We start from the raw sequence: 16,334 nt of genomic DNA, 5'->3' as shown, positions 1-16,334 counted from the left end.
CACCGTTCAAAAGTCGGCTATCTCGCGGTCGCCGCGGGGGGTAAACAGGTAGCGGCGGTCGGCGGTTTCCCGGATCTCCGTCCTTGCGTTTCCGACGACAATCGTCGTCGCCATCGCGTCGATGGGATCGTCGCCGGCGTCGTTGTTGTTGTCGCCGCCGTCGACGTCCAGTAGTTCCTCGAGCGTCGCGATTCGCCGCTGTTCGCCGACACGGCCAGCTTCCTTCCGGCCGACGTCGGTGACGACGGCGACGGGAACGCCCCCGTCGCGTTCCTCGCGGATCACAGCGAGCGCACGCCGATGGTTCCCCCGGGGGTTGTACAGCACGATCACGAACCCGCTTTCGGCGGCCGCACGCAGTTTCCGTTCGATTTCGCTCCACGGGCGCCACTTCTCCGACAGCGAGATGGTGCAGAAATCGTTCGAGAGGGGTGCACCCAGCGCCGCTGCCGCGCCGGTCGCTGCCGTCACGCCCGGCACGACCTCGATCGGGACGTCCGCCGCGCCGGCCCGCTCTGCTGCCGAAAACAGCAGGTCTGCTTTGCCGTAGACGTTCGGATCGCCGCCGGAGACGTGGACGACGTCATCGCCGTCGCGGACGCGCCGGAAGGACAGCTCCGCGAGTTCGCGCTGGCGGCCCATGCTGGACCGTACCAGGGTCTGTTCGCGCCCGTCATTCCGGACGATCACGTCCTCGTCGAACGTCGTTCCGTTCCCGCCGGCCGAGCCGCGCTCACGCGCCGCCGGGGGAATGATTCCGTCCTCACAGAGGAACTGGCGGTACAGGTCCGCAACGATCACGCAGTCTGCGTCCCGGATAACCTCCCGTGCTCGCCGGGTCGCGTGAGCGGGCAGGCCCGGGCCGATACCGACGACGTACAGCGTTCCGTAGTCGTCAGTCCGGCCGTCCGACTGCTGGCTGTCCCCCGTCATCGTGCGATCGCCACCGTGACCTCCCCGCCGTAGCTAGTCTTCTCGACGAGGAGTTCGCCCTCGCGACCGCCCGCGATGGCCGACGACTCCGCGATCCCCGGCCAGCCGACGAGTTCCCGCGACTTCGAGGGGGTCGGTCCCTCGTGCTCGAGCAGGGTCTCCCTGTCGAACGTCACGACGCCGACGCCGAACTCGGCTGCCGCCTCGCGGAGCCCCTCCTCGTCTTGCTTCAACGTTCCGGTGGCGACGAACTCGACATCCTCGAGACCGTATTGAGTCCGGTCGAGAGCGTCCCGCCAGGCGTCGAGAAACGCCTCCGCGCCGGCACCCGAGACGCAGCCGGTTCCGATCACGACGCCGTCGCGTTCACCGGCCGTCTGTGCGCCCCGCTCGAGCACGGTCACGCTGTCGTCGACGAGCACCGCCCGGGGGCCGTCGATCCGGACGACCGGGCCCAGCTTTCCAGAGAGCGCGGCGCTGTTCGTCGCGACCGTCGAGTCGGGGGTGACGATCCGCGCGTTCAGCGCCGCGGCCCGGGTCTCGACGGCCGGCTCGGCGTTCGGTTCCTCGGCCGTCTCCGTGGCGGTCGTCACCACCGGCGTCGCGCCCAGTGCCGCGAGCTCGCGGGCGATCCGGTTGCCGCCGTGGTGACCCCCGACCAGCGGGATCGCCCACGTCACCCCGGTGTCGACGACGACGACCGCCGGATCGGTCCACTTGTCCTCGAGCAAGTCGGCGACCTTTCGGATCGCGATCCCGCTCGCCATCACGCCCACGAAGCAGTCGTACGTCCCCCAGCCGTCGGCGAAGACATCGGCGTGATACTCGAGGACGTCGACCTCGCGTTCGGCTCCCCCCAGCTCGTCGGCGATCTCCGCTGCGGTATCGAGGCTCCGGTCGAATGCGACGACTGCGACTGATTCGACGTCGTCGATGCGTTCGCTCACGCGGTCATTCCCCCCAGTCGTGATCGCTGTTGGCCCACCCGCCGTAGAGGTGGGATCGCCCGTACCCCGATCCGGTGACGGCCTCGCCGATCAACACCAGCGCCGAGGCACGGTAGCCGGCCTCCGCTACCTTGTCGGCGATGGAGTCGATCGTGCCCGTGATGACGTCCTCGTCGGGCCAGGAGGCGTGATACACGACTGCGACCGGGGTGTCGGGATCCTGGCCGTCCTCGAGCAGTCGATCCATCGTCTCCCCGACGGCGTGGGTGCCGAGATAGACGCAGGTCGTCACGTCGCCCATGTCGACGAACTCCGTGATGTGGTCGTTCTCGGTATCGAGGGTCCGTCCCTGGGGACGGGTGATCACGACGTGGTTCGAAACCTCCGGCAGCGTGAGCTGGGTGCCGAGCGTCGCACTCGCGGCGAAGGCTGCGGTGACGCCGGGCACGAGGTAGCTCGGGATCCCGCGCTCGGCGAGCGCGTCCATCTGCTCGACGGCGGCGCCGTAGATCGACGGGTCGCCGCTGTGGAGTCTGACGACCGTCTCGCCGGCCTCGTAGGCGTCGGCCATCAGCGGGATCAGCTCCTCGAGATCTTTGCCCGCGGAGTTTACGGCCCGTGCGCCCTCGCAGTACTCCTCGAGCAACTGTCCGTTGACCAGCGATCCCGCGTGAACGACCAGGTCGGCCCCCTCGAGCAGCCGCCTGCCGGCGACGGTCAGAAGCTCCGGATCCCCGGGACCGGCGCCGACGAACGGGATCCCCTCTCGATCCTCGTCGATCATCGGTCTCCCTCCGTTCGGGTCTCCTCGGTCCGGGATTCCTCCGTCCGGAACACTTCGGTCCGGAACTCCCTGTCGAGGTCGCGCTTTTCGGCGTACGCGAGCGTGAAGTACTCCCCGTCGGTCAACTCGTCAGGATCGTCCGTCATCACTGTCTCATCCTCCATGAACAGCTGTCGGCCGAACCGAACGTCGTAGCCCGCCTCGTCCAGTTTCTCTGCGGTCGCCGCCGCGTCGGTGACCTTGAACAGCACCAGCCGGTCCGGGCCGACAGGCGCCGCCCCGTCGATCGCCTCCCGGAGGGCGATCCCCGACCCGGCTTCGATCTCGACGCCCAGGGCGCTCGCGAACGCGGTCGCGGCACTCACGCCGGGGATCACCTCGATCTCGACGTCCGGATGCAGCGCCTCCAGCGTCCGGCGGAGGTGGCCGAACGTGGAGTAGACGTTCGGGTCTCCGAGGGTGACCACCGCGACGTCACCGTCCCGGTTCGCCTCGGCGACCCGTCGGGCGGCCGTTCGCCAGGCGCGGCGCAGCCGATCGTCGTCGTCGGTCATCGGGAACGAAAGCGCCTCGATCGTCGACTCCGGCACGTGCTCGCCAGCGACCGACCGCGAGCGATCACCCGAAGCGTACACGGTGTCGGCTGCTTCGAGCAGTCGTTTCCCCTCCAGCGTGAGCAGCCCGGCGTCACCGGGACCCAGTCCGATGCCGTACACTGTCACGTTTCGGTACTCCCCTCCGATTTGCTGTCGGTGACGTCGTCGTTCGGTCCACCGGCGCGGCCGACGATCACGAACACCGGGTTTTCGGCCGACAGTCCGGTTTCGTCGGCGAGGTCGTACCCCCGATTCACCTGGAGCTGGATCGTCTCTGCGAGCAGGTCCCGCGATCGGAACGCCTCGATCGCCCTCGCGGCGGTTTCGATCCGGCAGACGTTCATCACGATCCGTTCGACACCCGTCTCGACGGCGTGGTCCAGCACCGTCTCGACGTTCCGACTCCCGCCCAGGAACAGCGCGTCGGCGTCCTCGGGGAGTCCCGCGGGCGCTTCCGCCTCTCGCAGGGTCACGTCGGCGTCGTACTCGTTTGCCGCCAGGTTCCCCCGGGCGGCCTCGATCCGATCGGCGTCCCGTTCCAGCGCCGTCACTTTCGCCGCCCGGCGGGCCAGTTCCACCGTCACGGCGCCCGTACACGCCCCGACCTCGGCGACGTGATCCGCGGGCACCACCGCGAGCTTCGAAAGCGCCACTGCGCGGACTTCCGGCTTCGTCGGACCGGCGTCCGCGTCGTATGGCAGCGAGAGCTCGGCCATCGCACGTACTGTTCGAACCATGCTTAAAAACAATTCCGTTTGTTGTATAGAAGATCTATTTTCATTGTTCATTCCGACGGGTCGATCCCGGCTACCTCGAGCGCGCGATCCCTGGCGTCCTCGTACCGTCCGTCCTCGAGCGCCCTCCAGACGCCGTCGTCGTCGATGACACGACGGAGTGCTTGTCGGCGCTGATCCGCCGACAGGTCGGACTCTTCGGCGAGTTGCTCGCGGAGGTCGGCCTGGAGCCTGCCCATCGGCTCGGTCCGTTCGAGGAGCGGCTCGATCTCGCGCCGGAGGTGTCGCGCCACTGCGGGGCTTTCGCCCCCCGTCGAGATGGCGACGGTGAGCGTCCCCGACTCGGCTCTCGCCGGCGTAACCGTGTCGCCGCGCTCGTCGACGCGATTCACCAGCGCGCCTGCCTCCCGTCCCGCCCTCGCGATCGCGTCGTTGAGTGTTCGGTCGTCCGTCGCGGGGATCACGAGGAAGAGATCCCCCTCCACGCTCGCGAGGAGTTCGTCGGCCTCGTCGGGTTCCAGCCGCCGCCGGCGACGTTCGCAGTCGACCTCGTCGAACCCGTCCGCGAACGCGTCGGCGACGACGGTCACGTCGGCCTCGATCGTGTAGGTCCGTGCCTTCCGGAGCGCCACGCGGCCGCCGCCGACGATCACCACCGTCTTGCCCTCGAAGTCGTGAAACAGCGGTAGCATGTGGTGTTCCCTCTGTTCGGACCTCACGCGGGTTCGAACTCGCGCAGGCTTCCGTCGATGTCGTCGTACACCCCGATAACGTCCCCAATTACGACCGTCGCGGGCGAGCCGATCTCCGACTCCTCGACGCGGTCGACGACCGAATCCAGGGTCGCTCGGACGACGTGCTGCGCCTCCCAGCTGGCCTTCTGTATCACCGCGACCGGGGTATCGCCGTCGAGGCTGTTCTCCCGCAGCGCCCGCACGTTCCGATCGAGCGTCCGCACGCCCATCAGAATCACGAGCGTGCCGCCGCCGTCGACGTGGCGGGCGAGCGCGTCCCACTCGAGTGTGCTCTCTTCCTTTTCGGGGGTTTCGTGCCCGGTGATGACGGTGAACCGCGAGGACACCTCCCGGTGAGTGAGAGGGATCCCCGCGATCCCGGGCGCGGCGGTCGCACTGGAGATCCCGGGGACGATCTCGAAGTGGATATCCTGCGTGGCGAGGTACTGCGCCTCCTCGCCACCGCGTCCGAAGACGAACGGGTCGCCGCCCTTCAGCCGGACCACGGCGTCGCCGTCGTCGGCGTGTGCCGCCATCAGTCGGTTGATCTGTTCCTGGGGCGTCTTGTGGTCGACCCGCTTGCCGACGTCGAGTACGGTCGCAGACTTCGGTAGACACTCGACGAGCGTCTCTCGGACGAGCGCGTCGTGGAGGATCACGTCCGCAGTCTCGATCAGATACCGCGCACGCACCGTCAGCAGGTCGGGGTCCCCCGGCCCGGCCCCGATCAGATACACCGTCCCCGGCTTCGCGCGCGCCCGGTCCGGGACCGGTTCGAACGTGGCGTGTTCCATCGGTCGATACAGCTCATTTGTACTACCTTCAATTCATTTGTTCTCTCCCGGGACGTGGGAGTCGTCGGAAGGTTTACAAGCTAATTTGATTTAGCGAAACTCGAGATTACCGTGTCGCCGCCATCGTCGACCGACACCGGCGCAAACCGGGGCGTGTTGAAACACGTCTTCGCCGGCCTCGAGCAGTCCTTCGCCTCGCTTCCGTGGCTGTTCGAGTTGCTCGTCGAGTTGTATCGCCCCCTCGTCCGCCGGGAGATGGCGATCGCGGATGTAGACGCGTCCGATCGCGTCCTCGCCGTGGGCTGTGGGGCGTTGCCGTACACGGCAGCGCTGATCGCGGAGTGCTCTCGGGCGACCGTGTATGCGCTCGACTGCGACCGGGACGCCATTGCAGACGCTCGGCGAACGTTGACTCGTTCCGGCAGTGGCGCCCGGATCGAACTCGTCGCCGGCGACGGGGCGCAGCTGTCCCCGACGTCGCTGGACGTCGACTCGCTCGACGTCGCGTTCGTGGCGGTCCAGGCGGGGCCCAAAACCGAGATCGTCGACCACCTCCGATCGGTGGACTGCGGCCCCGACCGCATCGTCGTCCGCCGTCCCCGGCCGGCGTTTGCCGCAGCGTACGGATCGCTGCCCGACGGCTACGAGCCGATCGACTCGGTCGCCCAACCCGCGTTCGCGTTCGGTCGGTCGGCGCTGTTCGACGGGCGGAAGACGGAGACTCTCCCCACTGACACATGAGGCGAAAGCACCTGCTGTGGCTCGTCGGGATCGCCCTGCTGGCCGGGTTGACGGTCGCTGCCGGCTGGCGGGAGCTGTCGACGGCGCTGCGTCGGGGGAACCCGCTGGTCCTTTTGGCCCTCTGTGGCGTGCAGGTGATCACCCTCGGAGTCGTCGCCTACCAGTGGCAGTATCTCCTCGACCGGGCCGGGACCGGGGTTTCGTTCCGACTGGCCGCCGTGGTGACGCTTGCGGGCACGTTCGTCGAGAGCGCAACTCCCTCCTCGAAACTGGGCGGGATGGCTGCAACGGTGTACCTGTTCGAGCGGACGACCGACGCCGCGTACGACACCCTTTCGTCGGTGCTGCTCGCCCAGAAGTACGTCTCGCTGCCCCCGCTTGCGGTGCTCGTCGTCGGCACTGTCGCCGTCGCGGTCACCCGGACGGACGTGACGGTTTCCTCGGGCGCGTACGCCGCCGTCGGGGGATTCGTCGGCGTCGTCGCTGTTCTCTCGGTGCTGTTTTCGCTGTTGCGGCGGCGAAAACGGGACGGATCGGGCCCCGTGGCGTCCGAGGAGTCGACTGTAGACGAGTATTCGACCGCCGAGCCGATCGCCGCGGACGGCGCCGGCCAGGAGGCAGGCCCGCTCTCCCGCGGAATCTCGACGTTTCGGTCGGTTCTCCGGGAGGCGGGGACGTTGCTGGACCGTCGTAGCCGGTACTGGCTGTACGCGCTCGCGTTTCTCCTGTGGGTGGTGTATCCCCTCAAGATCTACGTCGTCGCCGTCACGCTGGGTGTCGACGCCGGCGTGACGGTCGCGTTCGTCGGCACGTATCTCGCGTATCTGGTGAGCCTCGCGCCGATCTCTCCCGGCGGTACGGGGACGTTCGAGGGGACGCTCGCGCTGGTGTACGTCGCCGCCGGCGTCCCGTTCGTCGACGGGCTCTCGATCGCGCTTTTGGGTCGGGTCGTCACGTTCTGGTTCCCGCTTGCCCTCTCGGCGGCGACGACGGGACTGCTTCTCACTGTCGACGACGCGGTGCCGTCGCTGCAAGGGGTCGCCGAGACGACCGGGGAACTGCTCGGCCGGGGAAGCGGCTGACGTTCCCGGGAGTCTCCTCCCTGCTCACTCGTCGGGATATTTGGGTTCCCGCCGCTTTGCCCGCCGCAGCGCCCGTTCGATCACGTCACTGACGGAATCGCCGTCCGAACTCGCCTCGAAGGGGTCTCCGTGGCCGGCGTACATTGCAGTCACGGAGTCGGGGAGTCGATCGAGCAGCGTCTCCAGGCTCTCGATCAGTCGCTCCCGGGACTGGCCGGCCATGTCGGTCCGGCCGAAGGAACCGTCGTCGAACGCGCCGTCGTTGTAGACGACGACGTCGCCGCTGAACAGCGCGGTTTCGCCGACCAGACTGACGTGATCGTCGGCGTGTCCCGGCGTGTAGACGACCTCGGCGGTCTCGGTTCCGATCCGTATCTCGTCGCCGTCGTCGATCGCGTGTGTCCGCCCGGGATGATCGGCGTAGGCGTAACAGTCCGGATCGAACCGATCGAGGATTGCGTCGAGTTCCGCGACGTGATCGCCGTGCTGGTGGGTGAGCACCACCCGATCGAGCCCCTCGACGTGCTCGGCAACCTCGTCTTCGACTCCGGGGACGGTTCCCACGTCCACGAGTGTCGTCGTCCCCTCCGTCAGGAGGTAGGCGTTGCAGGTGAACCGTTCTGCGCCGTCGGTGACGGTAATCGGCTCCATACCGATCGATCGACCGCTGGCGAGGAAAAGCCAGCGGCCGAGGCCGTCTCGCGCCCGCCGATGACACGCACAACAACGGGCGGGGGATTTTTCCCTACGGAACGGCTATGAGTCTTCGTATGGGCTTCGGGAGCTACGACGAATCCGAACAGGAGAAACAGGAACTCGACGCCGATTTCGAGGACTCTGGTGGGATCCAGACGGCCGAAAACGACCACGAGGGGAGCGTCGAGTTCGAGTTCGAAGCGTCCAACGACGAACTCCTCGACCGGCTCAAGGAGATCAAAGGCGAGTGATCGCAGGGGAGTGACTCCCTGGGAATGAAACCGGGCGCCAGGCTGCTGGGCATCGCCACCTCCGACGCCGCCGAGCGGAGCTACCTCGCCGGGGCACTCGTCCGTGTCGATCGGGTCGTCGACGGGTTTTCGCTCGCAAGCTGTACCGTCGGCGGGCTGGAGGCCACGGAGTCTGTTCTGTCGCTTTTCGACCGTCTCGATCGTGAAGACTGCCGAGCAGTTCTGCTTTCGGGAATCGCTCCGGCGTGGTTCAACCTCTATGACCTCCACCGGATCCACGACGGCGTCGACCGACCGGTGCTTTCGATCTCCTTCGAGTCGAGCCCCGGCCTCGAACCGGCCCTCCGGGAACACTTTTCAGGAGCAGCCCTCGAAGAGCGACTGCAGATCTACCGAACGCTGCCACCGAGACGTGCCGTCGACGTCGGGGAGGGTCGACTGTACGTCCGCGCGGTCGGCTGTAGCGAGGACCGGGCCGACGAGATCGTCCGGGCGGCAACCCCCGACGAACGCGACAACCGCGACGAGTCCGAGGGGGTCGTTCCCGAGCCGATCCGGGTGGCACAGCTCGCGGCCGGGGCGGTTCGGGTGGCTGCCGAGGTCGACGCCCGCGGCGGCGAGAACGGCATCGATTGCTAGTGGAACTGCGCCTCGCTACCTGTCGCACGCTACGACGTCGCCGTCTCGATGGCCGCCTCGAGGTCTTCGATGATATCCTGTGGATCCTCGATGCCGACCGACAGCCGCACCATGTCGTCGGTGACGCCCGCCGCCTCGAGTTCCGCATCGGAGAGCTGCTGGTGGGTGGTGCTGGCCGGATGGATCACGAGCGTCTTCGCGTCGCCGACGTTCGCGAGCAGCGACGCCAGCTCCGTCGATTCGACGGTGGTTCTGGCGGCCTCGTAGCCTTCTTCCAGGCCGAACGTGATCATGCTCCCGTAGCCGTCGAGATACTCGGTGGCCTCGTCGTGGGTCGGATGGCTCTCGAGGCCGGGGTAGTTCACCCACGACACCTCCGGGTGCTCGGCGAGGTATTCCGCGACGGCCTGGGCGTTCTCGACGTGGCGCTGGATCCGGAGCGGTAGCGTCTCGAGCTTCTGGAGGGTCACCCACGCGTCGAACGGGGACTGGGCGCTGCCGATGTCGCGAAGGCCGCGGGCGATCGCGGCGTAGGTGAACGCGGCGTCGCCGAACCGTTCGGCGAAGTTGACGCCGTGATACGCCGGGTTCTCCTGGGCGATTTCGGGGTAGTCGTCGGCGTACTCCGCCCACGGGAACGAGCCCCCGTCGACGAGTACGCCGCCGATCGTCGAGCCCGCCCCGTGGATCCACTTCGTCGTCGACTCCCAGACGAGATCTGCGCCGTGTTCGAGGGGGCGACACTGCACCGGCGTCGCGAACGTGTTGTCGACGAAGAAGGGGATCCCGTTGTCGTGTGCGATGTCGGCAAGCCGCTGGAGGTCTGGGATGTCCAGCGCCGGGTTGCCGATGGTTTCACAGTGGAGATAGGCGGTGTCGTCGTCGATCGCCTCCTCGTAGGCCTCGTAATCGAGGGTGTCGACGAACCGCGTCTCGATCCCCCGACGCTCGACCGAGTGGGTGAGGTAGGTGTATGTCCCACCGTATAGCGACGAGGCGGTGACAATGTTGTCGCCGGATTCCGCGAGCAGGAACGTCGCCAGGTCCAGTGCGGCCATCCCGGACGCGGTCGGAACCGCGCCGACGCCACCCTCCAGCGAGGCGAGCTTCTCGCCAAGCCGGGCGACCGTCGGGTTCAACAGGCGACTGTAGATGAATCCTTCCTCCTCGAGTGCGAACAGTCGAGCCGCGTGGTCGGCGTCGTCGAAGACGTACGACGTCGTCTGGTGGATCGGCGGCGCCCGCGCGTTCGTTGCGGGGTCGGGCGCTTCGCCGTCGTGAACGCTTCTCGTGTCGAACCGGTAGCCGTCCGAATCTTCTGGCATGATCTCTCCTACGACGGGCTCCCTCCTAAACCATCGAGGCCGGGTCAGGACCTGCCGGTGTCTCCAACGCCGGCAAAAACAGTCGGTTTCGATCCCGATGCCAACCGCGCGGTGGCCGTTTCGCAGGCCGCCATCGAACGGACCAGAACGCTCACCGAATGATCCCCCGAGGATCGATTTCCTCGCGAAGCAACCGGAGTTCCTCGTCGGTGGGTTCGGGACTCCGGCCGTAGTCGTCTGGGACGTGGATCTCGAAGCCGCTGTGCTCGTGAATTTCCTCGAGTTCGACGCCCGGATGCAGCGCGTCCAGCGTCATCTCGCGGGTGTCCTCGTCGAATCGGTAGACACCGAGCTGGGTGATCACCCGGCTGGGACCGGTCTCGCGGGGGAGACCGGCCTCCTCGCGGGCGCCCGGACCGTCGAGGTACCCCGGGGTCGTCCGGAAGTCGAGTTCCTCGACGAACGACTGCTCGCGCTGCCGCATCGCGATGATGGTCTCGTTGGCCCACGAGCCGATATCGTTGGCACCGCCGCTGCCGGGGAAGCGGACCGCCGGCGACTCCCAGTCGCCGATGACAGTCGAGTTGAGGTTGCCGTAGCGGTCGATCTGTGCGCCGCCGAGGAAGCCGTAGTCGATCAGCCCGGCCTGCCCGTAGGACATCACTTCGTGCATGCCCGCCGCCGTCAGCGCCCGGTGGAACGTGCGCTCGTCGCCGACCGAGACGGGGAGGGCAGGGGCGTCGGCGCCGATCCCGCCCGCCTCGTAAACGAGGGTGACGTCCGGGGCGTGGGTGCGCTGTGCCAGCATCGCCGCCAGCATCGGCATCCCCGTCCCGACCATTACAGTGCGTTCGTCCTCGAGGATCTTCGATGCGACCGTCGTCAGCAGTTCGGTGTCGGTGTACTCTGCAGTCATGCGTTCACGCCCATGGGTAATCGGCTTCCCGTTCGTACCGTTCGATCGCTTCCAGTTCGGCGAGTTTCTCCTCGCCGCCGACCGCCTCCAGATACTCCCGGAAGTCGTCGGTACCGGTAACGTACCCCTCGACGTACTCTCGGGCTCCCTCCTCGGTTTCCGACAGCTCGATCCACTCGGCGAGATGCTCCTCGTCGAAGTAGTACCGGCGAGGCATCTCCCCCGGATGGCTCCCGTAGGGCGCCTCGACGACCGCGTCGACCTGGAAGAAGGGGATGTCGGTCGCGTCGGGATCCGCGCGGATCTCCTCGGTGTCGACGATCTCCTCTGCGGTGACGAGCAGCCGCTTTGCCGCGCCCGCGAGCTGGGGATCCTCGACGGCGATACCGTCGATCACCGCGTTGCCGTACCTGTCTGCCTTCGAAACGTGGATCGCGGCGACGTCTGGATAGCAAGCCGGAACCAGCGTTATCCGCTCACCGCTCCAGGGATCCTCGACGACTTTCGCGGAGCTCTTCTCGAACGTCTCAGTCCCCGCCATGATCCGGGCGGGGACGAACGGGATCCCCATGCTGGCGGCGAGGAAGCGCCACTGGAGCGCGCCGTTGCTCGCCTCGGCGACGACCTCGACCTCCCCGCTTTCGACCTTCCGCCGGGAGGCGGGTGCCAGCCCCCGCGTCTCGTGGCCGAACGAGTAGGCGACCTCGACGCCCGCGACCTGTCCCGCTCCGATCAGTAAGTCGAGATCGAAGACGGCGGTCTTGCCCGAGACGACGAGATCGGTCACGTCCTGACGGATGATCTCGTGGAGGATCGGCGTCGAGATCCTGACGTGTCCGAACCCACCGCCGGCGATCAGGTCGCCGTCCTCGACGTACGCATCGACCGCCTCGGCGGCAGTCATCCGTTTGTCCTCGAACGCCCGGGACTTCTCTTCTGCCATCCACTGCCTGGCGTCGTCGGGATGCTCCCAGCCGACCAGTTCGCCGTTGCCCTCCTCGATGACGTTCATCGTGCGGTCACGTCCGGAGCTACGACCATTCTCCCCTTGACTGCACCGACTTTTCGCGGCGGACGGGCACGGACGGAGGTTTAAGGGCGCCCGAACCGACGGTGTTGTCGATGGCGTCAAAGGGAGATCCTCGGGTCCACTTCGTGATGAACGTGATCCTGTCGGCGGCGTTCGTCTACGTCGCGCTATTGGGGCTGGACTTCATTGGCGCAGTGGAGTTCACGCTGCAGACGTATCTAATCGCGACGGCGGCACTGATCGTCCTCACGCACGTGCTCGTCAGCTGACCGCGGTCCGCCGGTCGACCGGGCACGTCACCGCGAACTCAGCAGGCACAACTCGCCGTCCCGGGCGATCGTTCGAAGGACATCTCCTCCCCGCAGGAAGGACACTCGGGAGCGGTGTCCTCCGTCTGGTCGCTCCCGGGTACTCGTTCGGCACAGTCGTGACACCAGTATGCGCCGACTGACTCCGATTTCGAGGATCGTTGCTGTGGCGGTTCCGAAAACAGATCCCGTACAGCGTCGAGTATGCCCATAAATCCGCTACAGCTATCGAATAAATAGCTTTGCCTCGGATGTGTGTCCAGCTTGCACAATCGAATGTCGTCCGCCCGCGGCGGTTTCGACCAATCGTCGTCACGATTTCGTGTGATAGCATACGACACGCTTTTTAGCACAACTCCCTACGTACGGTCGATGCGGCTCCGGAACCGCGATGGGACGCCGATCGATCCCGTGCCGTTCCTGGTCGTGGCGCTTCTGGCCGTCACGATCGCGATAGCCTGGGGGCCGGTGTATCTGCTCGGATTGAGCGTGGACCTCCCGGTCGCAGTCGGGATCTCGGTCGGGATCGCCGTCGCGTCGGTCGCGGTGGCGTACCACCGGCTGGTCTGGACCGCGAACCCGACTGTGCGGGAGGAAGTTCCAGCGGAAGTCCGGTTCCGGAAGTTCCTGTACGCGATTCTCGTCGGCGTGATCGTCGTCCTGGCGCTGTTTGCGATCCAGGTCCGCTAGGCCGCGAGGTGGACTACCGGAGGTCGATCTCGACTGACGCGCCGATTTCCGTCGGATACCCGGCCCCCTGATCGGTGGGTTTCCGTCCCATGTTCTCCCATTCGTCGTCGGTCACGAGACAGGCGTCGAGACGCTCTGTGATCCCCGCGTCGTCGACGTCGTGGCCGATGAACACGAGTTCCGTGCGGCGGTCGCCGTGTTCGTCGTCCCACGGCAGGTCGCGATTGCCGTCGCGGTACAGGTCCCGTTCGATTTCCGGAAGCCCCGCGATCCACGGCCCGACGGCCTCGAACCGCACGGTCGGGCCGGCCTGGCTGTACGACACTGCCACGTCGTCCTGGCCCGCGAGCCAGCACAGTCCCTTCGACCGGACGACCGCTCCCGGGAGGTCGTTCACGACCTCCCACAGCCGCTCGGGGTGGAACGGTCGGCGCCGCCGATAACTGATCGAGGTGATCCCGTACGTTCGCTCGGGCGTCGCGTGATCGTGGTCGTGATCGTGTTCGTGGTCGTGATGTCCGTCTTCGGGATGGTCGATCTCGAACGTCGGCGCCCCGCCGACCTCGCCGAGGTTGTCCGGGTCGAAGCATCCAGTAGCGAGAATCTCCTCGGGATCGATCTGCCCGTGGACGGTCCGGACCACCTTCGCGCCGGGATTGAGCGTCGAAAGCAGTTCCTCGGCCAGTTCGAGTTCCTCGTCGTCGACGAGATCGCACTTGTTCAAAAGCAGGACGTTGGCGGTTTCGATCTGCTCGACGAGGAGATCCGAGAGTGGCCTGTCTTCCGCCCCGGGGGCCGTTTTGCGCTCGACCGTCTCGCTATCGTCGAACGTCTCGAGGAACTGCGTCGCGTCGACGACAGTCGCGAGGGTGTCGAGCTCGTAGGCGGCCGCCGCCCGGGAGGCGGTCGTGAACAGCCGGGCGACCGGTTCCGGCTCGCTTATTCCCGACGCCTCGACGACCAGGTAGTCAAAGTCTCGTTCGTCCGCGAGCCGGGCGACCTCCGTCTCCAGGTCGTCCTGGCGCTCACAGCAGATACAACCGTTCGACAGCTCGGCGATCCCGCCGTCGGCGGCGACGTCCGTGCCCGCCGAGAGCAGTTCGGCGTCGATGTTGATCTCTCCCATGTCGTTGACCAGCACCGCGATCCGGCGATTTCCGGCGTTCACGAGCAGGTGGTTCAGCGTACTCGTCTTGCCGGCTCCGAGGCTCCCGCTGAGCAGCGTGACGGGAATCTTCGACGTGGTCATTGGAGGCTCATCGGTCGCCGAGCTACTTGATCCCACGGGTGCGCCTCGATGACGTCTCTCCTCGGGCGATCCCACCTCAACTGTTATGCAGCCAGCCCTTGATGATCGCGCATGGAACTCATCCACACGGCACTCTGGACCGACGACCTCGAAGCGACACTCGCGTTCTACACCGACGTGCTCGACCTCGATCGGGTCTGGGGATTCACGGCCGACGATGGCGTCGAAAACGTGTACGTCGGAACCGAGTCGGGGGCCGAAATCCAGTTCAAGTACGATCCCGACGGCGAATCCGTTCCGGACCCAGCCGGCATCGATCACGTCGCGATCGAAGTCGAGGACACAGACGCGACATACGAACACGTGGTCGAGGAAACCGGCTGTGAGGTCGAAGTCGAACCAGTCACGATGGATCACATCGACGTCAGGGCGGCGTTCGTCTGCGATCCGAACGGCTACGTCGTCGAGTTCGTCGAACACCTCGAATAAGGGGGACGGCAGCGGTCGAAACGGCCCGACTGCGCCCTGCGCCCTGCATCGCCGGAGGAGTTTTTGCCCCGTGGCGTCCATACGCGGTTACATGGAGCTAAGTTCCCGTATCAACGCGTTCCTGGAGACGCTCGACGAGTGGCTCAGGGGGCTGTACCACGGCCTGCTCACGCATCCGGCTTACGAGAAGATAGAAAAGGAGGCCGAGGATCTGGAAGACGCGTTCATGCTGGCGTGTTTCCCCGACGCCTTCGGGATCCCGAGCCCGGTGTCGTACTACACTGCGGAGCTGCTGCCGTACCTCGAAGACGAGTACGAGGCCTGGCAGCGTCGGATGTGGGACCGGGACACGCTGCTCGAGCGGAAAGGACAGCAGTACCACTTCTGATGGCGACGTTCACCTTCTTCGGCGGCAAGGGCGGCGTCGGAAAGACCACCGTCTCCTCGGCGTTCGGGCTCAAATGCGCTCGCGCCGGCCTGGAGACACTTCTGGTTTCCACGGATCCTGCCCACAGCACCGCCGACGTGTTCGACCAGCCGTTTTCCGACGATCCCGAGCCTGTCGAGGGGGTCGACCGGCTCCACGCGATGGAGATCGACCCCGAAGAGGAGGTCGACCGGCATCGCCAGGAGATCCGCCGGCAGCTCGGCCAGCAGCTCAGCCCGGCGATGGTAAACGAGATCTCCATGCAGCTCGAGATGGCACACCGGACGCCGGGCGCCTACGAGGCAGCGCTGTTCGACCGGTTTATCGACGTGATGCGCGACTCTGACCCGTACGATCGGGTGGTGTTCGACACCTCGCCCACCGGCGGGACGCTCCGGCTGCTCGCGCTGCCGGAGTACCTCGAAAAGTGGATCGACCGCCTGCATCACAAGCGGAAAAAGAGCATCAAGAACTTCGAACGCGCCGCGATCGGCGACCGCCAGGCCAGACGGATGATGGAGGGTGACCCGATCCTCGCCCGCCTCGAGGAGCGCAAGGAAACGTTCGCATTCGCCGGGAAAACGCTCCGAGAGGACGCCGTCTTCCATCTGGTTCTCAACCCCGACGAGCTGTCGATCCGGGAGACGCGACGGGCGGTCGACGCCCTCGAGGAGAGCGAACTCGACGTTGCAGGGCTGGTCGTCAACAAGCTCACACCGGCGCCGGATCCCGACGAGGACGGCCGAGGCGCCCGGTATCTTCGCGAACGAGTCGAAACCGAGCAGGAGCGACTCGCGGCGATCCACGACTCCTTTTCGGTTCCGGTCGTCGCCCAGATCGAGAACCGCGTCCGCGAAGTCAAAGGCGACCTCCTCGAGGACGTCGCCGACGAACTCGCGATCGACCCGGCGGCGGCAACACACGCGTCCGAACCCTCCTAGTCCCTGTCGGCCATTGTCGTTACCCCCG

General features: G+C 66.5%; 21 protein-coding genes. 9 read left to right on the top strand and 12 right to left on the bottom strand.

What is annotated here, in order from left to right:
* Positions 1-6: 6 nt before the first annotated feature.
* From AArcSl_RS16145 to cobA, 7 genes are all read right to left on the bottom strand, one after another.
* Positions 7-933, bottom strand: a complete 927-nt coding sequence (locus AArcSl_RS16145; RefSeq protein WP_119821448.1) for a precorrin-3B C(17)-methyltransferase — start codon at positions 931-933, stop codon at positions 7-9.
* Positions 930-1,904 (bottom strand): cobalt-precorrin 5A hydrolase, encoded by a 975-nt coding sequence (cbiG, locus tag AArcSl_RS16140; RefSeq protein WP_119821446.1) that lies wholly within the window; start codon positions 1,902-1,904, stop codon positions 930-932. The genes AArcSl_RS16145 and cbiG overlap by 4 nt, the downstream gene beginning before the upstream one ends.
* Positions 1,885-2,664: a precorrin-4 C(11)-methyltransferase gene (gene cobM, locus AArcSl_RS16135; protein WP_119821444.1), complete on the bottom strand. Its 780-nt coding sequence runs from the start codon at positions 2,662-2,664 to the stop codon at positions 1,885-1,887. Before cobM ends, cbiG begins: the two co-directional genes overlap by 20 nt.
* Positions 2,661-3,386, bottom strand: coding sequence for a cobalt-factor II C(20)-methyltransferase (locus AArcSl_RS16130; protein ID WP_119821442.1), 726 nt, complete (start codon positions 3,384-3,386; stop codon positions 2,661-2,663). Before AArcSl_RS16130 ends, cobM begins: the two co-directional genes overlap by 4 nt.
* Complete coding sequence (cbiT, locus tag AArcSl_RS16125; RefSeq protein ID WP_119821440.1) at positions 3,383-3,976, bottom strand: precorrin-6Y C5,15-methyltransferase (decarboxylating) subunit CbiT; 594 nt, start codon at positions 3,974-3,976, stop codon at positions 3,383-3,385. The genes AArcSl_RS16130 and cbiT overlap by 4 nt, the downstream gene beginning before the upstream one ends.
* Positions 3,977-4,044: 68 nt before the next feature.
* Positions 4,045-4,713, bottom strand: a complete 669-nt coding sequence (locus tag AArcSl_RS16120) for a precorrin-2 dehydrogenase/sirohydrochlorin ferrochelatase family protein (RefSeq protein WP_217563474.1) — start codon at positions 4,711-4,713, stop codon at positions 4,045-4,047.
* Entirely contained in the window at positions 4,710-5,522 is an 813-nt protein-coding gene (gene cobA / locus AArcSl_RS16115) for a uroporphyrinogen-III C-methyltransferase (protein WP_119821434.1), read from the bottom strand. The genes AArcSl_RS16120 and cobA overlap by 4 nt, the downstream gene beginning before the upstream one ends.
* A 111-nt stretch (positions 5,523-5,633) precedes the next feature.
* Here cobA and AArcSl_RS16110 point away from each other — a divergent pair, with 111 nt between their 5' ends.
* Positions 5,634-6,263, top strand: coding sequence for a methyltransferase domain-containing protein (locus AArcSl_RS16110; protein WP_119821432.1), 630 nt, complete (start codon positions 5,634-5,636; stop codon positions 6,261-6,263).
* Positions 6,260-7,345, top strand: a complete 1,086-nt coding sequence (locus tag AArcSl_RS16105; RefSeq protein WP_119821429.1) for a lysylphosphatidylglycerol synthase transmembrane domain-containing protein — start codon at positions 6,260-6,262, stop codon at positions 7,343-7,345. The genes AArcSl_RS16110 and AArcSl_RS16105 overlap by 4 nt, the downstream gene beginning before the upstream one ends.
* A gap of 24 nt (positions 7,346-7,369) precedes the next feature.
* Here the strand turns inward: AArcSl_RS16105 and AArcSl_RS16100 are convergent, their stop codons facing one another.
* Positions 7,370-7,996 (bottom strand): MBL fold metallo-hydrolase, encoded by a 627-nt coding sequence (locus AArcSl_RS16100; protein ID WP_119821427.1) that lies wholly within the window; start codon positions 7,994-7,996, stop codon positions 7,370-7,372.
* Positions 7,997-8,115: 119 nt separating this feature from the next.
* Between AArcSl_RS16100 and AArcSl_RS16095 the strand changes: the two genes are divergently transcribed.
* A complete protein-coding gene (locus tag AArcSl_RS16095) occupies positions 8,116-8,292 on the top strand; it encodes a DUF5786 family protein (RefSeq protein WP_119821425.1) in 177 nt (58 codons plus the stop codon).
* A gap of 24 nt (positions 8,293-8,316) precedes the next feature.
* On the top strand, positions 8,317-8,931 hold the full coding sequence (locus AArcSl_RS16090) for an endonuclease dU (protein ID WP_119821423.1): 615 nt from the start codon (positions 8,317-8,319) through the stop codon (positions 8,929-8,931).
* Positions 8,932-8,960: 29 nt separating this feature from the next.
* On the opposite strand, the gene AArcSl_RS16085 is transcribed toward AArcSl_RS16090, so the two are convergent.
* The 3 genes from AArcSl_RS16085 to AArcSl_RS16075 form a co-directional block, all read right to left on the bottom strand.
* Positions 8,961-10,256 (bottom strand): O-acetylhomoserine aminocarboxypropyltransferase/cysteine synthase family protein, encoded by a 1,296-nt coding sequence (locus AArcSl_RS16085; protein WP_119821421.1) that lies wholly within the window; start codon positions 10,254-10,256, stop codon positions 8,961-8,963.
* A 151-nt stretch (positions 10,257-10,407) separates the two neighbouring features.
* Positions 10,408-11,172, bottom strand: a complete 765-nt coding sequence (locus tag AArcSl_RS16080) for a CoA-transferase subunit beta (RefSeq protein ID WP_119821419.1) — start codon at positions 11,170-11,172, stop codon at positions 10,408-10,410.
* Positions 11,173-11,176: 4 nt separating this feature from the next.
* Positions 11,177-12,184, bottom strand: a complete 1,008-nt coding sequence (locus AArcSl_RS16075; protein WP_119821417.1) for a CoA transferase subunit A — start codon at positions 12,182-12,184, stop codon at positions 11,177-11,179.
* Between the two features lie 110 nt (positions 12,185-12,294).
* On the opposite strand from AArcSl_RS16075, the gene AArcSl_RS17170 reads away from it, so the two are divergent.
* A complete protein-coding gene (locus tag AArcSl_RS17170) occupies positions 12,295-12,471 on the top strand; it encodes a hypothetical protein (protein ID WP_193588481.1) in 177 nt (58 codons plus the stop codon).
* Between the two features lie 411 nt (positions 12,472-12,882).
* The gene (locus AArcSl_RS16065) at positions 12,883-13,200 is read left to right on the top strand and encodes a hypothetical protein (protein ID WP_119821413.1); all 318 of its coding nucleotides are present in this window, start codon (positions 12,883-12,885) and stop codon (positions 13,198-13,200) included.
* A gap of 13 nt (positions 13,201-13,213) precedes the next feature.
* Here the strand turns inward: AArcSl_RS16065 and AArcSl_RS16060 are convergent, their stop codons facing one another.
* Positions 13,214-14,449, bottom strand: coding sequence for a CobW family GTP-binding protein (locus AArcSl_RS16060; RefSeq protein WP_119821411.1), 1,236 nt, complete (start codon positions 14,447-14,449; stop codon positions 13,214-13,216).
* A 111-nt stretch (positions 14,450-14,560) separates the two neighbouring features.
* Here AArcSl_RS16060 and AArcSl_RS16055 point away from each other — a divergent pair, with 111 nt between their 5' ends.
* From AArcSl_RS16055 to AArcSl_RS16045, 3 genes are all read left to right on the top strand, one after another.
* On the top strand, positions 14,561-14,938 hold the full coding sequence (locus AArcSl_RS16055; RefSeq protein WP_119821409.1) for a VOC family protein: 378 nt from the start codon (positions 14,561-14,563) through the stop codon (positions 14,936-14,938).
* A 91-nt stretch (positions 14,939-15,029) separates the two neighbouring features.
* Positions 15,030-15,326 carry a hypothetical protein gene (locus AArcSl_RS16050; RefSeq protein WP_119821407.1) on the top strand — a complete coding sequence of 99 codons (297 nt, stop codon included), beginning with the start codon at positions 15,030-15,032 and terminating at the stop codon, positions 15,324-15,326.
* Positions 15,326-16,306, top strand: coding sequence for an ArsA family ATPase (locus tag AArcSl_RS16045; protein ID WP_119821405.1), 981 nt, complete (start codon positions 15,326-15,328; stop codon positions 16,304-16,306). Before AArcSl_RS16050 ends, AArcSl_RS16045 begins: the two co-directional genes overlap by 1 nt.
* Positions 16,307-16,334: the final 28 nt, after the last annotated feature.

This window comes from Halalkaliarchaeum desulfuricum (assembly GCF_002952775.1).
GTDB lineage: Archaea > Halobacteriota > Halobacteria > Halobacteriales > Haloferacaceae > Halalkaliarchaeum > Halalkaliarchaeum desulfuricum.
Note: the sequence above shows the minus strand (reverse complement) of the source record. Positions and strands in the feature narration are given on the sequence as shown.

Coding starts and splice junctions, on each gene's coding strand:
- AArcSl_RS16145 (WP_119821448.1), bottom strand. CDS start 933: ATGACGGGGGACAGCCAGCAGTCGGACGGCCGGACTGACGACTACGGA.
- cobM (WP_119821444.1), bottom strand. CDS start 2,664: ATGATCGACGAGGATCGAGAGGGGATCCCGTTCGTCGGCGCCGGTCCC.
- cbiT (WP_119821440.1), bottom strand. CDS start 3,976: ATGGCCGAGCTCTCGCTGCCATACGACGCGGACGCCGGTCCGACGAAG.
- cobA (WP_119821434.1), bottom strand. CDS start 5,522: ATGGAACACGCCACGTTCGAACCGGTCCCGGACCGGGCGCGCGCGAAG.
- AArcSl_RS16105 (WP_119821429.1), top strand. CDS start 6,260: ATGAGGCGAAAGCACCTGCTGTGGCTCGTCGGGATCGCCCTGCTGGCC.
- AArcSl_RS16100 (WP_119821427.1), bottom strand. CDS start 7,996: ATGGAGCCGATTACCGTCACCGACGGCGCAGAACGGTTCACCTGCAAC.
- AArcSl_RS16095 (WP_119821425.1), top strand. CDS start 8,116: ATGGGCTTCGGGAGCTACGACGAATCCGAACAGGAGAAACAGGAACTC.
- AArcSl_RS16090 (WP_119821423.1), top strand. CDS start 8,317: ATGAAACCGGGCGCCAGGCTGCTGGGCATCGCCACCTCCGACGCCGCC.
- AArcSl_RS16085 (WP_119821421.1), bottom strand. CDS start 10,256: ATGCCAGAAGATTCGGACGGCTACCGGTTCGACACGAGAAGCGTTCAC.
- AArcSl_RS16080 (WP_119821419.1), bottom strand. CDS start 11,172: ATGACTGCAGAGTACACCGACACCGAACTGCTGACGACGGTCGCATCG.
- AArcSl_RS16075 (WP_119821417.1), bottom strand. CDS start 12,184: ATGAACGTCATCGAGGAGGGCAACGGCGAACTGGTCGGCTGGGAGCAT.
- AArcSl_RS17170 (WP_193588481.1), top strand. CDS start 12,295: ATGGCGTCAAAGGGAGATCCTCGGGTCCACTTCGTGATGAACGTGATC.
- AArcSl_RS16065 (WP_119821413.1), top strand. CDS start 12,883: ATGCGGCTCCGGAACCGCGATGGGACGCCGATCGATCCCGTGCCGTTC.
- AArcSl_RS16060 (WP_119821411.1), bottom strand. CDS start 14,449: ATGACCACGTCGAAGATTCCCGTCACGCTGCTCAGCGGGAGCCTCGGA.
- AArcSl_RS16055 (WP_119821409.1), top strand. CDS start 14,561: ATGGAACTCATCCACACGGCACTCTGGACCGACGACCTCGAAGCGACA.
- AArcSl_RS16050 (WP_119821407.1), top strand. CDS start 15,030: ATGGAGCTAAGTTCCCGTATCAACGCGTTCCTGGAGACGCTCGACGAG.
- AArcSl_RS16045 (WP_119821405.1), top strand. CDS start 15,326: ATGGCGACGTTCACCTTCTTCGGCGGCAAGGGCGGCGTCGGAAAGACC.